11 protein-coding genes are annotated in these 13,689 nt (G+C 55.7%); 7 read left to right on the plus strand and 4 right to left on the minus strand.

Going from position 1 to position 13,689, the window contains the following annotated elements:
- Positions 1-145: 145 nt before the first annotated feature.
- Positions 146-1,219: a DUF3524 domain-containing protein gene (locus KF947_RS01630; protein WP_133732389.1), complete on the minus strand. Its 1,074-nt coding sequence runs from the start codon at positions 1,217-1,219 to the stop codon at positions 146-148.
- Between the two features lie 226 nt (positions 1,220-1,445).
- On the opposite strand from KF947_RS01630, the gene KF947_RS01635 reads away from it, so the two are divergent.
- The 4 genes from KF947_RS01635 to KF947_RS01650 are packed head-to-tail and all read left to right on the plus strand — an operon-like array spanning position 1,446 to position 6,854.
- Positions 1,446-1,820 (plus strand): response regulator transcription factor, encoded by a 375-nt coding sequence (locus tag KF947_RS01635; RefSeq protein WP_022523646.1) that lies wholly within the window; start codon positions 1,446-1,448, stop codon positions 1,818-1,820.
- Positions 1,817-3,877 carry a 3'-5' exonuclease gene (locus KF947_RS01640; protein WP_227405272.1) on the plus strand — a complete coding sequence of 687 codons (2,061 nt, stop codon included), beginning with the start codon at positions 1,817-1,819 and terminating at the stop codon, positions 3,875-3,877. The genes KF947_RS01635 and KF947_RS01640 overlap by 4 nt, the downstream gene beginning before the upstream one ends.
- Complete coding sequence (locus KF947_RS01645) at positions 3,877-4,086, plus strand: hypothetical protein (RefSeq protein ID WP_133732387.1); 210 nt, start codon at positions 3,877-3,879, stop codon at positions 4,084-4,086. Before KF947_RS01640 ends, KF947_RS01645 begins: the two co-directional genes overlap by 1 nt.
- A gap of 2 nt (positions 4,087-4,088) precedes the next feature.
- Entirely contained in the window at positions 4,089-6,854 is a 2,766-nt protein-coding gene (locus KF947_RS01650) for a sensor histidine kinase (RefSeq protein ID WP_227405273.1), read from the plus strand.
- Here KF947_RS01650 and KF947_RS01655 read toward each other — a convergent pair.
- The 3 genes from KF947_RS01655 to KF947_RS01665 form a co-directional block, all read right to left on the minus strand.
- Positions 6,851-7,990, minus strand: coding sequence for a DUF294 nucleotidyltransferase-like domain-containing protein (locus KF947_RS01655; RefSeq protein ID WP_133732385.1), 1,140 nt, complete (start codon positions 7,988-7,990; stop codon positions 6,851-6,853). The genes KF947_RS01650 and KF947_RS01655 overlap by 4 nt on opposite strands.
- A 39-nt stretch (positions 7,991-8,029) precedes the next feature.
- On the minus strand, positions 8,030-8,359 hold the full coding sequence (locus KF947_RS01660) for an HlyU family transcriptional regulator (protein ID WP_133732384.1): 330 nt from the start codon (positions 8,357-8,359) through the stop codon (positions 8,030-8,032).
- 75 nt (positions 8,360-8,434) lie between these two features.
- Positions 8,435-9,655, minus strand: coding sequence for an argininosuccinate synthase (locus KF947_RS01665; protein ID WP_071693107.1), 1,221 nt, complete (start codon positions 9,653-9,655; stop codon positions 8,435-8,437).
- A 271-nt stretch (positions 9,656-9,926) separates the two neighbouring features.
- Between KF947_RS01665 and rnt the strand changes: the two genes are divergently transcribed.
- The 3 genes from rnt to KF947_RS01680 all read left to right on the plus strand — a co-directional run bounded on the left by rnt (position 9,927) and on the right by KF947_RS01680 (position 13,685).
- Entirely contained in the window at positions 9,927-10,595 is a 669-nt protein-coding gene (gene rnt, locus KF947_RS01670) for a ribonuclease T (protein WP_227405274.1), read from the plus strand.
- 184 nt (positions 10,596-10,779) lie between these two features.
- A complete protein-coding gene (locus KF947_RS01675) occupies positions 10,780-12,039 on the plus strand; it encodes a 6-phosphofructokinase (protein ID WP_133732382.1) in 1,260 nt (419 codons plus the stop codon).
- 332 nt (positions 12,040-12,371) lie between these two features.
- Positions 12,372-13,685: a hypothetical protein gene (locus KF947_RS01680; protein ID WP_227405275.1), complete on the plus strand. Its 1,314-nt coding sequence runs from the start codon at positions 12,372-12,374 to the stop codon at positions 13,683-13,685.
- Positions 13,686-13,689 lie beyond the last annotated feature (4 nt).

Consider the following 13,689-nt stretch of genomic DNA (forward strand, 5'->3'; position numbering starts at 1 on the left):
GTCGCGAGAAGCACGGATTTTGAGCCAAATTTTTCGATCGATTGAGGCGAATAGCGCGCTATTTAACGAAATCGATCGAATAAAGTTGGCCAAAATACCGGGATTCGCAGTAGATCAGTGTTAAGTCCGACAGGCTGCTAGGCCATCAAGTCGAGCTCATCAGCAACTGGCGGTAAGCCTCACGCCAGGCGGGCCACTCCCAAGCGGTGGTATCAAGGCGTTCAGGGCGAACCGCCGGATCGGTGAGCCAAGCACTAAGCCGGTCATAAAGCCCTTCCCGAGAGCCGTCATAGCGATAGGCTGCAGGGTAAAGCGCAGGGAAACAGAGCCTATCCGGCACCAGTGGTAAAGCCCCGCGCTGGGCCGCCTCCATAATCGCCAACCCCTGAAACTCATGCCAGGTAGTCGAAACCACAATGCCTGCGCTATCTAGCAGCTCTCGATACGCCTCTTCTGGCTGCGGCCCCCAAGCCACAATATGCTTGGCTAAGCGCTGCTCAGCTTCGTCAAAAATGGCGGGGGCTTGACGGAAACGTTGACCAAGCACCGCCAATTCAAACGCTACTCCGGCATCGCTTAACGCAAACAGTACGGCAAAGAAGTCGTCAGGGTTCTTGTCGTACTCCCAGCGGTGATTCCAGACAATCCGCTGTGGCACTGTTTTGTTAACTGCCGTTTGCTGGCAAGGTTCTGAGCTCTCTGGAATGGGCACTGGCAAAACCTGAGCCCGCTCGCGTAGCGCTTCCAGTGGCTTGGCTGCGGGGAGGTTTTCCGGCATTTTTTTCAGAAAGGCTCGCGCGCCATCAATAAAAGAGTCGCGGTTATAGGCGCTGTTAAACACCACGTTATCCGCCGCCAGCGCCGTATAGAGATTGACCATCTTGGCCTCTACTTGTGGCATCTGATCGCTCGATTCAGGATAGGCGAACTGGTTTTCATGAAAGTAGACAACCTTTTTTGCTCGGCCGAGATGCGGGAACAGCCCCGCCAGCGTGGCCAGATCCACCATCGACGTGGCTAGCACTACATCAAACGACTGGCTGAGAGTATCGTGCTCTTTAAGCATCCAGCTCAGCGGATTGCCACGAATACGCCAAGCAAAATGACGCGGCGGCAGGCTCAACAGCGTCCACGACACCTCATCAAGCTGCGCCATTAAGCTTTGCGCCCAGTAGCGGTGGCTCACCGCTTCGTAGGCAGATAACAGGAGTACGCGCATTGACAGCCCTAACAACCAGATCAGTGGAACGCCATAACATGTGTAAGCCATGGCAAAGAGGCAAGCAGTGTAACAAAACGCGCTTACTAGCTTCTTTGTGATCGCTTCTTTGTCTTGAATGCATTCGGCCAAGGTCGTCTTGGCTGACCTGTTAGATCTATCTAGACTGCAGCCATGCAGCTTTAAAACAAATAAACGTTAAAACAAATATAAGCAGGAGAGCTCCATGGCTAAAGTGCTCGTCGTCGATGACGAACCCAACATTGTTTTATCGCTAGAGTTCCTGATGGAGCAAGCGGGGTTTGAGGTCGTTACTGCTGAAGATGGTGAACAGGCCCTGGCAAGAGTGAATGATAGCCAGCCCGATCTGCTGCTACTCGATATTAGCCTGCCGGGGATTAGCGGTTTTGACGTTTTAGAGCGGCTGCGTAGCGAAGCGGCTACCGCCCAGCTTCCCATTATTATGCTGACCGCTCATGGGCGTGACGTGGAGCGGGAAAAAGGCATGGCGCTGGGCGCCGATGACTACATCACCAAGCCCTTCTCTACCCAGTCACTGGTCGAAAAAGTCAAAGCACTACTGATTGAGGAGCAGCCATGACCCGGGGAGGGCTGCCCAAACGTCAGCGCCTGATTGGCCTCTGGCTATTACTTAGCGGCATCAGCCTGCTGGGTGGGGCCGTTTTCGCCGCCTGGCTGGATGCGCAGCTTGCTCCCGCAGGGGTAACGCGCATCGCTCTCTGGCTAGGCAGTTTCTCCGGTGGCGCAACGATTTTTGTAGTCGGCTTGCTGCTTGAGCGCATGCTGTTTACCCCGCTGCGCCATTTACAAGTGCAACTGGCGCGCTTAGTCGCCAACCCAGACGCACGGGATGAGCACCCACCCGAAGGTTGGCTAAAAGGACTGGGGCCCGACCTACGTCGAGTACGCGAAAGCTGGCGATCAGATCGTAGCCGCCTCGCCACCGCTCACGCTGACGGCGCCCGCAGCGCTGCACGCATCCGACAGGAGCTGGAGACGCTGCTGCAAGTGCTCGAAACACCGCTGCTACTGTGTGATCACCACCGCCGCCTCATGCTGTTCAACCAGGCGGCTGAGGACTTTTTTGAAGGTAATACCGGGTTAGGACTGGGCAAACGCCTGGAGGCGCTGCTACCGGTAGCGAGCCTACAGCAAATGCTCGGCCAGTTGCCTAACGACGGTTCCCCCAGAGAGCTATTAGCCCCCTGCGACGACCGCTGGCTCAAAGTGATTTTACGCCGCGTGCCGGGTAGCGATGGCGAAACATTGCTGACCTTTAGTGACGCCACCGCCTCCTGGTCGAGTGAAATGGGCGTTAGAGCGGAGCTTGCGGATATGCTGACCCCACTGCGGCAGCATACAGCCAGCCTGACCAGCGCCGCCGATGCACTGATTCAACTGCGCAATCAAAACGACGCCAGCACGTCTGCTTTGCGCCAGCGTTTTGAGCGAGTTATCCAAGAAGAAGGCGCTACGCTTGGCGACAACGTGGCTAAAATCGGCCAGTTGCTCGACGACATGCAGCACCAGGGCGAGCGCTTAACGCCCATGTGGTCAAACGACTTCTGGCAGGCGTTGGATGAGCGCCTTGACCCGGAACACCGTTTAATCACCCCGGTGGGCATGCCAGCTTGGTTTAAAGGCGACGCCCCAGCACTGATTGCGCTGTTCGACTCGTTGGTGAAGCACCTCAACACCCATCTGCCTGACAGTGGCTTTGAGGGTGAGATATGCCTGGGCAACAAACGCGTCTATCTCGATCTTATTTGGCGCGGCAAAGCGATCCCCGAGCACGAGCTGGCGGAGTGGCGACAGCAGCCGCTAAACTCACTGCCGTTAACACCAAGCGTCGCTGATGTCATGCGTCAACACGCCAGCGACATCTGGAGCCTTGCCGACGATGATGGCATTCATTCACGCCTGAGACTTCCCCTGCCCGCCATGGAGCGCGTTGGCGCCCCACGAGAAACCGCCCCGCCGCGCCCGGAATTCCATGACTTTGGCATTGCCGACCTGCCCCCGCCGGATGAAGCGCTGGCCAGCCGAACGCTGCGCAGCCTGGAAATAGTCGCCTTTGATACGGAAACCACCGGGCTTGAGCTACGCCGAGGTGACACCGTCATCAGTCTTGGCGCCTGTCGCGTGGTCAACGCCCGTTTATTGGCAAGCGAGGCCTTCGATCAAAAAGTGGATCCGCAGCGGCCGATCCCGCCGGCTAGCACCGCGATACACGGCCTTACCGATGCCGATGTGCTAGGCGCGCCGCCTTTGGATATTGTGCTTACCCGCTTTCGCGATTATGTCGGCGAAGCTGTCTTGCTGGCCCATAATGCCGCCTTTGATCTACTTGCCATTAGCCACAAAGGGGTCGCCTTTGATATCCCTGTGATCGACACCCTGCTGATTTCACGGGCACTTGACGAAGCGCTCGATGGGCATGATCTGGATAGCCTTGCCCAGCGCTACGATCTGGCATTTCCACCAGGGACGCGCCACACTGCATTAGGCGATGCCCGCGTGACCGCCGAGCTATGGCTAGCCCTGCTGCCTCGCTTAGAAGCCCGCGGCGTCGATACGCTTGAGCAGTTGTTAGCCCTGCAAGTCAACGCCTTCGACCGACAGGATGCCAGCGCCTGATGAAACCTTTCGGTGTGAAATCACGCCAAACAGAGCGCCTAATGGCTCTGGTGGCGATTGCCCTGCTGCTGTTCTCCCCACCATTGATTATCGTGGTGGATCGGCTACCTACCTTTAGCGTGGGCTGGCTACCGCTCTATCTATTTATCGTCTGGGCAGTGGTGATCGGCTTGACTGCTTGGCTGATGGAACGGCGTTCGGGCCGCTAAACATGCGTAGTGAGGCGATTATCCTCGGCACCGCCTTTGGCTACTTGGCGCTGCTGTTTGTGGTCGCCGCCTGGGGTGACCGGCGGGCGGAGCAGGGTCGCTCCATCATTGGCTCGCCGACGGTATATGCCCTTTCTATTGCTGTTTACTGCACGGCCTGGACGTTCTACGGCAGCGTCGGGCGCGCCGCCGAGTATGGCCCCAGCTTTTTGCTCATCTACCTGGGCCCCACCCTGGCGATGCTGTTGGCCCCTTCAGTTATCCGCAAAATGGTACGTATTGCAGCACGGCAGCGGATCACTTCTATTGCCGATTTCATCAGTGCCCGCTACGGCAAAAGCACCAGTTTAGGCGCACTGGTTGCCCTGATGGCGCTGATTAGCATCACCCCCTATATTGCTCTGCAGTTAAAAGCCATTACCGTTAGCCATGCAGTGCTGATCAACTATCCCCGCGCGGCCGACACCACGTTAGTGGATGAACATTTTTGGATGGATAAGTCTCTCTGGGTCGCCCTGGTATTAGCAGTATTTATTATTCTGTTTGGCACACGCCACCTGGATGCCAGTGAGCGCCATGAAGGCATGGTGGCGGCGATTGCGGTGGAGTCCATCGTTAAACTGGTCGCCTTTATGGCCGTCGGCGTGTTCGTGGTGTTTGTGAGGTTTGAAGGCCCGGCCGCGCTGTTTGCCCAGGTAGCGGCCACGCCAGCCCTTATCGATAGCATGCGGCTGGATAGCGTTCCAGGTGGTGCCACTGGCTGGGTGGGCATGCTGGTGCTGGCCTTTCTGGCCTTCTTAACCCTGCCTCGCCAATTCCAGGTATTGGTAGTGGAGAATGTCGATGAGCAGCACTTAGCCCGAGCAAGCTGGCTATTCCCCTTCTACATGCTGCTGATTAACCTGTTCGTTATTCCCATAGCGCTGGCTGGCCTGCTGTTAGGCGTAAGCGCAGGTGATTCGGACAGCTTCGTGCTCACGCTGCCGCTCTCAGCAGGCTTAGAAGGGCTGCCGCTACTGGTCTTTATTGGTGGCCTGTCTGCGGCCACAGGCATGGTGATTGTGGAAACAATCGCGCTTTCAACCATGGTCAGCAACCAGTTGGTGATGCCCCTTCTGCTGCGCTCACGACGGCTGCACTTAAGTACCAAAGGGGAGCTTGCCGGTTGGCTGTTAGGTATTCGGCGCATTGCTATCGTGCTTATTCTGCTACTCGGCTATCTCTACCATGCGTTGATTGGTGACTCCTATAGCCTTGTCACTATTGGGCTGGTCTCCTTCGCTGGGGCAGCCCAGTTCGCCCCAGCGCTCTTGATTGGCCTGTATTGGCGCGGCGCTACCCGCCAAGGCGCCACAGCTGGCCTAATCGCCGGGTTCTTACTCTGGTGCTATACGCTGCTGCTGCCAGGGTTTGCCCAATCCGGTTGGTTGGATGCAGCACTGCTCACTGAGGGCCCCTGGGGTATCGCTTGGCTAATTCCCTACGGCTTATTCGGGCTCGAAAATTGGGATATTTATACCCATTCGCTGCTCTGGAGCATGATGGCTAACGTGGGACTATTAGTTGGAGTATCGCTGTTTACTCGCCCTACGCCCCTTGAGCAAACCCAGGCAGCGCTATTCACCGAAGCAATGCACCCTAATCTGCAAACCACCTCGCTATCGACATCGATATGGCGCGGGCAAACGACCCAGGGGGCGCTCAAAGAGTTGCTTGTTCGTTATTTGGGGCCCCAGACCACCCGTCGTGTATTCAGCCATAGCGGCACCAAAAGTGCTTATGCAGCCGATGAACCTGCTACCGCCGAGCTGATTACCCGCGCCGAACAGGCGCTAGCGGGGGCGCTGGGCAGTTCCTCCGCGCGGGTACTGATCAACTCGGTAGTACGCGGCGAAGCACTGGATATTGAGTCGATTCTAAGCATTTTGGACACGACCTCACAAACCCTGGAGTACAACCGTCGCTTGGAGCAAAAATCTCAGGAGTTGGTGCAAATTGGCGAAGAACTGCGTAGCGCGAACGAGCGTCTGCGCGAGCTGGATCGCTTGAAAGACGAGTTCGTCGCCATGGTCAGCCACGAGCTACGCACACCGCTCACCTCCATTCGAGCCTTTGCCGAAATATTGCGCGACAGCAGCCAACTGCCTGATCAAAAACGCCAGCATTTTCTCGGCGTGATCGTCCACGAGAGCCAGCGTCTGTCTCGTTTAATTGAAGAAATTCTGGATCTTGCCCGCCTGGAAAGTGGTCGTTTGACGCTTAATCCCGTCCCCCTCGATCTTGCCGCCCTAACTCGGCACAGCATTGACGCTATTGCCCATCTACATGAGGAGCGCGGCATTGCCTTAGACGTTAGCTTGGAAGCTGACCCTGCGGTGGTGGTTGGCGACCATGACCGTTTAGAACAGGTGATTATTAACCTGCTTGATAACGCGGGTAAGTTTGCCGATCGGGAGCAGCCAAAAGTGCGCCTCACGCTTTATAGCCATCGTCGTCATTTCCGTTTAAGCGTGGAGGATAATGGTGCGGGTATTAGCGAAGACGAGCGTGAACGGGTTTTTGAAAAATTCCATCAAATTCAACAGGACGATGATATTCCACGAGGTCGGCCAAGAGGCAGCGGCTTAGGATTACCGATTAGTCGGGGTATTATCGCCCATCTAGGTGGACGGCTTTGGGTCGAGGATGCCAAAACCTTAGGCGGTGCCTGCTTAACGTTAGAACTACCCGCCGCGCCGGGTGACTCATCATCTCTCGACTCCGGCTAGGCGTTTTTCACTCGCTGAACAAACGACCTAATCTGCTGTAGATCAAACTTCAGCAGTAAGCGCTCGTCTTCACGCAAACGCCGCAGGTCAACCCAGCCATCTGCAGCTTGGCCACGAGCTTTGTTATACCGCTGCTGTTCCAATAGGCGCTGCTGCAGTCGCTCAAAAGCGGCTACAAGCAACGCCGATTCAGCCAACGTTAACGCATCCGTTGCATGACTTAGCGCGATCAATCGCTCGCGAGTGGCTATGTCGCGCAGCCCGTGCCGCAGGCAGAGTAAGCGCGCGGCGCTAATCAACGGCAACAAGCCTTGATGCTTGAGATTAAGGGCTTGCCCATGGGGGGCATCCAGGCCTGGGCTTGAGGCAAGCCGCCCAAAGCGATCCAGCGCCACCGGCAGCTCATCCAGTAGCGTCGCCATTTCATCCATAAACAGTGACGCTTTAGGAAGAGTTGAAGCGATGCACTCACCCAACTTCTTAGCAAGCGCTGGATTACCGGCGACCGGGGCAAAATCGAGTAAGATATTAGTCTGCTGTACGCGCTTTACCTGGCGGTCAGCGCTCCAGATGTCTAGCTGCGCGTACCACTCACTTAGCCGTTTGCGCCACATCGGCCATCGCGCCATGACATGACCATGGCAGAGCGGTATACCGGCCTCATCCAGGCGCTGGGTAAACCGCTCGCCAAGCGCTTGAAAGTAGCCGTCGATCTCTACATGGCGATGGTCAGGATAGCCGTCGATAATCAGCGCATTATCCTGATCGGGGCCTAACAGGCTTTCGAAGCGCGCCGCGGAGCCTAGCAGCAGAACACAGTAGTCGACGGGCGGAGCGCCCCAGCCCTGCGCCTGCATTTCGTCAAGGGATTGCGCTATTGCCAGACGATACAGTGAAGCATTGTGGTCACTGATAATTTGGCTAATACGCCAGGCGGGTAAATCATAATGCACCAATGTTTCCACCAGCGGCAGTTGCCAAGCATAGGCGTCAGCTAATGAGATATCCGGTGAGGGGAAGTTTGAGGAGAGTTTTGAGAAGATATGGTGCAACGGCGCATTAAGCGCCGAGGTATTGAGCGTGCCATTCTCATGGAATAGAGAGCGCCAGGGTGAGGCTTGGTGTACTAAACGCATACGCCTCTCCTTTACTAGAATGATATGACGGCGTTGTTGCTACTCGCCCTCGCCTGACCTGCGCGGGTCTGGCTCGAACATCGCTTCACCTACTTCATCAATATAGCGCTGCGCTTTGGTGACCATCATAGCATCACAGGCCTCTCGCCCTGGGAGCATATCGGAACGCTCAAAGCGGTGCTCAAGGGTTTCACCACTGGCGTCGGCCTTGCGAATCCAACCACTGACGCGGTACTGACCGCTCTGATTGTCTGGCTGGGAGACAATCTCATAACCCTTGTATTCCACCGGCTCAGCAGCTTTAGAGGTAGCGCCTGGCACAGCCTGACGATCACTACCGAAGAGACCGGAAAATAATTTCTTAAGCATAATGGCTCCTTTGCTTACAGGGCGGCAAGGAGATGGCCGCCCTGCAAGTTATAAGCTGCTTTTATCAGCGCTTACTTAGCTCTGCTTGCGACCCTTACCTGCGGCAATACGCAAACGCAGCGCGTTTAGCTTAATAAAGCCTTCGGCATCTTTCTGATTGTAAGCGCCAGCATCATCTTCAAAGGTAGCGATTGATTCATCAAATAGCGACTCATCGGACTTACGGCCCACTACGGTAGCGTTGCCTTTGTAAAGCTTCATACGCACGACACCCGCGACATTCTTTTGGGTCTCGTCAATGGCCGCCTGCAGCATGCGACGCTCTGGGCTCCACCAGTAACCGTTGTAGATTACTTCCGCGTACTTCGGCATCAACTGATCTTTCAGGTGGGCTTCTTCGCGGTCTAGGGTGAGCGACTCAATGGCACGGTGAGCACGCAACATAATGGTGCCCCCTGGCGTTTCATAACAGCCACGCGATTTCATGCCCACGTAGCGGTTTTCAACAATATCCAAACGACCAATACCGTTGTCGCCGCCCAGTTTGTTGAGCTTTTCGAGCACTTCATGGGCTTTCAATGGCTCGCCGTCGATAGCCACGATATCGCCCTTTTCAAACGTCAGCTCAACGTAAGTGGGCTGATCGGGCGCGGCTTCAGGCGAGACACTCCAGCGCCACATATCGTCTTCTGCTTCGGCCCATGGGTCTTCCAAAATGCCGCCCTCATAGGAGATGTGCAGCAGGTTGGCATCCATTGAATAGGGTGATTTTTTCTTTTTATTAGAAAAATCGACCGGAATTTTATGCTCTTCGCAATATGCCATTAGCTTTTCGCGGGAAGTTAAATCCCACTCCCGCCAAGGGGCGATCACTTTTACGCCGGGCTTCAGGGCATAGCCACCAAGTTCGAAACGCACCTGGTCGTTACCTTTACCCGTAGCACCATGGGAAATAGCGTCGGCACCCGTTTCATTGGCAATTTCGATCAACCGCTTGGCAATCAGCGGACGAGCGATAGAGGTGCCCAGCAGGTACTCGCCTTCATAAATAGTGTTGGCGCGGAACATCGGGTAGACGTAGTCACGCACGAACTCTTCACGCAAGTCTTCGATGTAAATCTCTTTCACGCCAAGCGCTTGCGCTTTAGTTCGCGCCGGTTCGACTTCTTCGCCCTGACCGATGTCGGCAGTAAAGGTCACTACCTCGCAGTTGTAGGTTTCTTGCAACCACTTAACGATTACGGATGTGTCCAGGCCGCCTGAATATGCCAGCACAACCTTTTTGACATCGGACATTCTTTGCTCCTCGTTGACCATAAGATATTCATTAGTAAAAACTACACTTGCCACTAGCACCTGGCGAATGTGATAGCTCGTCTGTGATAGCTCGTTGGAGTAAACCGTTGAGACTGACGTTGAGTATAGCGTTCTCAATGCCCAGCGAATACCGTCAACGACGCCTGGGGGCTAAAGCTGCTAGAATCCCCCCATTCAAAGCGGCGGTTTGCCGCTAATGTTATCTGATGACTCGCTTTACTATTACTCGCTTGAACATAAGGAGAGCTGCATGAGCGAGGCAATTGCCCGCGAATTAATGGCCCAACGTTTTCGCAGTTACCTGCCCGTGGTCGTTGATTTAGAAACCGGGGGATTTAATGCCCAAGGCGACGCTGTACTTGAGATAGCCGCCGTCACGCTGACCATGGATCCGGAGGGCAACCTGCTTCCTGATGCCACCTATGCCTACCACATTCAGCCCTTTGAGGGCGCGAATGTCGAGCAGTCAGCGCTCGATTTTACCGGTATCAACCTGGACGATCCCCTGCGTCGTCAGGTAGCGCTCAGCGAGTCGGAAGCACTGGGAGAAATTTTCCGCCCGATTCGTAAATCGATCAAAGCACATGACTGCACGCGCGCTATTTTAGTTGGCCATAATGCGGCGTTCGACCAGGGCTTCTTGAATGCGGCGGTCAACCGCTGTGGCATTAAGCGCAATCCTTTTCACCCCTTCTCAAGCTTTGATACCGCCTCGCTTGCAGGCCTGGTCTATGGCCAAACGGTACTTGCGCGGGCCTGTCGCGCAGCGGGCATTGAGTTTGATAACAAGGCCGCACACTCCGCTCGCTATGACACCGAGCGCACCGCCGAGCTGTTTTGCGCGATGGTTAATCGCTACAAAGACCTGGGCGGCTGGCAACTTGCCCAGCGCGAACAAGAGATGGACAGTACGGATTAACACCTAACCGTCAACAGCGTAGCCGCTGATGCAGAGAGCCGCTAATGCAGAGAACCAGGCTTTACGCTAAACTTCGCCCCATTACAGCAATCTGGTTTAGCACCGACAATGCCGGGTAGCGCGTATTTGGCGGTGATAAATATTTCGATTAAAACTATCCGTTTTTAGGAGATGAGACGTTTCCATGGCCCAGCATAATGCCTTTTACGCCCAATCAGGTGGCGTCACCGCCGTGATCAACGCTAGCGCCTGCGGCGTTATCGAAGCCTGCCGTCAAGCCCCCGATCAAATAGGCAAGGTTTACGCCGGTCATAACGGCATTATCGGAGCCTTAACGGAAGACCTTATCGACGTTACCCAAGAGAGCGATGAGGCCATTGCCGCGCTGCGCCATACACCGGGCGGCGCTTTTGGCTCCTGCCGCTATAAGCTCAAAGATATTGACACCCACCGTGCCCAGTACGAGCGCTTGATCGAAGTCTTTAAAGCCCACGATATTCGCTATTTTTTCTATAACGGCGGCGGCGATAGCGCCGACACCTGCTTAAAGGTCTCTCAACTTTCCGAGAAGCTGGGCTATCCGCTGACCGCTATCCACGTGCCTAAAACCGTCGATAACGACCTGCCGATTACCGATAACAGCCCGGGCTTTGGCAGCGTAGCCAAGTATATTGCCACCTCAACGCTGGAGGCATCGCTGGATATCGCTTCGATGTGTGCGACCTCCACCAAAGTTTTTGTTCTCGAAGTAATGGGCCGCCACGCGGGCTGGATTGCCGCCGCCGGGGGGCTGGCAGGCGAAGCCGAAGGCGAGCCGCCACACATGGTTATCTTCCCGGAAATCCCCTTTAACCGTAAAGCGGCTATGGCGCGGGTTGAGGAGAGCGTTAAACAGTATGGCTACTGCGTTATTGTGGTCTCTGAAGGCGCTCGCTACGAAGATGGTACCTTTCTGGCCGATGCGGGTAATACCGATGCGTTCGGCCACCGGCAGCTTGGCGGCGTGGCACCAACGCTCGCCGGTATGATCAAACAGGATTTGGGCTACAAGTATCACTGGGCAGTGGCCGACTATCTGCAGCGCGCGGCGCGTCACCTAGCGTCTAAAACCGACGTTGAACAAGCCTATGCGGTGGGTCGAGAAGCAGTAACCTTGGCGCTGGCAGGTAAAAACGCCATGATGCCCGCTATTCGCCGCATCTCTCAGGCGCCCTACCAGTGGGATGTGATATCTGCCCCGCTCTCCCAGGTAGCCAACCAAGAGAAGTTTATGCCCAGGGACTTTATCAGCGATAACGGCTTTGCCATTACCCAGGCCTGTCGGGACTATCTGTCACCGCTGATTCAGGGCGAGGACTTCCCACCGTTCGAAAACGGTCTGCCCAAAGTCGCCAAACTGAAACTCGCCAAAGCAGAGCGCAAGTTACCCATTTTTACGCTGTAGGCTGGAAGCCTGATGAGAAGAGGGGCTGCCTTCAACCCTTGTGAGGGAGCTTTAGCTCGCGAATGTTCAAGCTGCTAGCCTAGTAATAATAAGGGATGCTTTCCGCACCCTTCTTCGAAGTGTCGAACCACCGTTGAAGCGGCCTAATGATGAAATGCGTCTTCATCTTGGCACAGTGGGACGGATCCATCCCATTCCTACAACTTTAGCTAGCCGCGGTGCAAGAGCTGGTACCGCGGCGCTACGAAAATACCTATTTATAACTCTTAGCTTACTGCTGGCCTTCCTCTGCAAATCCGATTAGCCTGCTAATTCACTACTAAGGGTTTGGCATGCAAGAGACATCTTCTCGGCAGCGCTTGGCGGGCGTGCTGATTCTGCTTGGGCTTATCGCACAGATTATCGGTTTTACGGGCTGGTTGAACACTGCGCATGCGGTGAGCTATTTGCTGTGGGCGGCGGTTGTGTTGCTGTGGCGGGATATACCCCGTCGTTCGCGCATTCAGGCGGGCGTACTAATCGTGCTGGGTGCAGGCATGCTGCTGGTGGCGCGGTTTGTGTATGGCGCCGAGGTGGATTGGCCCGCTATGTTGCAGGGCAATTCGTTTGTAGCCGCCATGCTGGTGGGCGTTAGTTTTATCTCGCTGATTGGTAAGCAAGGCAACAAGGGCGCGACGGGAAGTCGAGTGACCGGAGCGGGTGGAGTGCTGCGTACCTGGCTGGGGGTGCACTTTCTGGGTACGATTTTAAATCTCTCTACCGTATTTATGGTGGGCGATAAACTGGCTCGGCGCGGGCCGCTTACCACGCCGCAGCTGCTAGCGCTTAACCGGGGGCTCTCCAGTGCAGCGCTATGGTCGCCCTTTTTTGCCTCCATGGGCGTGGTGATTGCGCTGGTGCCCGAGGTGGAGTACGCGCAAATTGCTGTGGTGGGCTTTCCCATGGCGATGCTGTCAGGGCTGTTAACCACGCTGGAGTTGCGGCGCCGGTTTGACCTCAGCGAGGTGGATGGCTACTCACTGGCGCCACGTAGCCTGTTTATGCCGGTAGGCATGGCGGCGCTGGTGATGCTGTTTCACTTTGTGCTTACCCCTGCCCTGACCATCGTCAGCATTATTACCTTTCTGCTGCCCAGCGTGGCGGTATTGAGCAACCTACCCCATGGGCCTCGCTTTACCCTGCGCCGCATTCGCCAGCACACCACTACGCGGCTACCGGCCATGCGCGGGGAAATTTCGCTGTTTTTAGCCGCGGGGCTTTTAACAATTGGTCTTTCAACTCTGGTAACAGCGGCGGCTGGCAGCGACTGGACGCTGTTCACCCGCTTTGGCGCACCCCAGGCAATGCTTAGCTTTGCGGCGATTACGTTGAGCGCACTGGCAGGCTTACATCCAATCATTGGCGTATCGGTGTTGGCCTCAATACTGAACCTGCAGAACGGAGAACAAACCGTCTTTGCGTTTGTGGCGTTAACATCGTGGGCTGTGGGCACCAGCGTGGGCCCGCTTTCGGGGATCAACCTGTCACTGCAGGGACGCTACGGGGTGAGCGGTTATCGCATGATGAAAAATAACCTGCTCTACGCAGCAGTCATGAGCCTGCTTTCGCTTGGGGCGATCGCAGGCGTCAGCTTACTGGTTAGCTAATGGA

The sequence above is a fragment of the Halomonas sp. FeN2 genome, from assembly GCF_020595105.1.
In the GTDB taxonomy this organism is placed as follows: domain Bacteria; phylum Pseudomonadota; class Gammaproteobacteria; order Pseudomonadales; family Halomonadaceae; genus Vreelandella; species Vreelandella neptunia.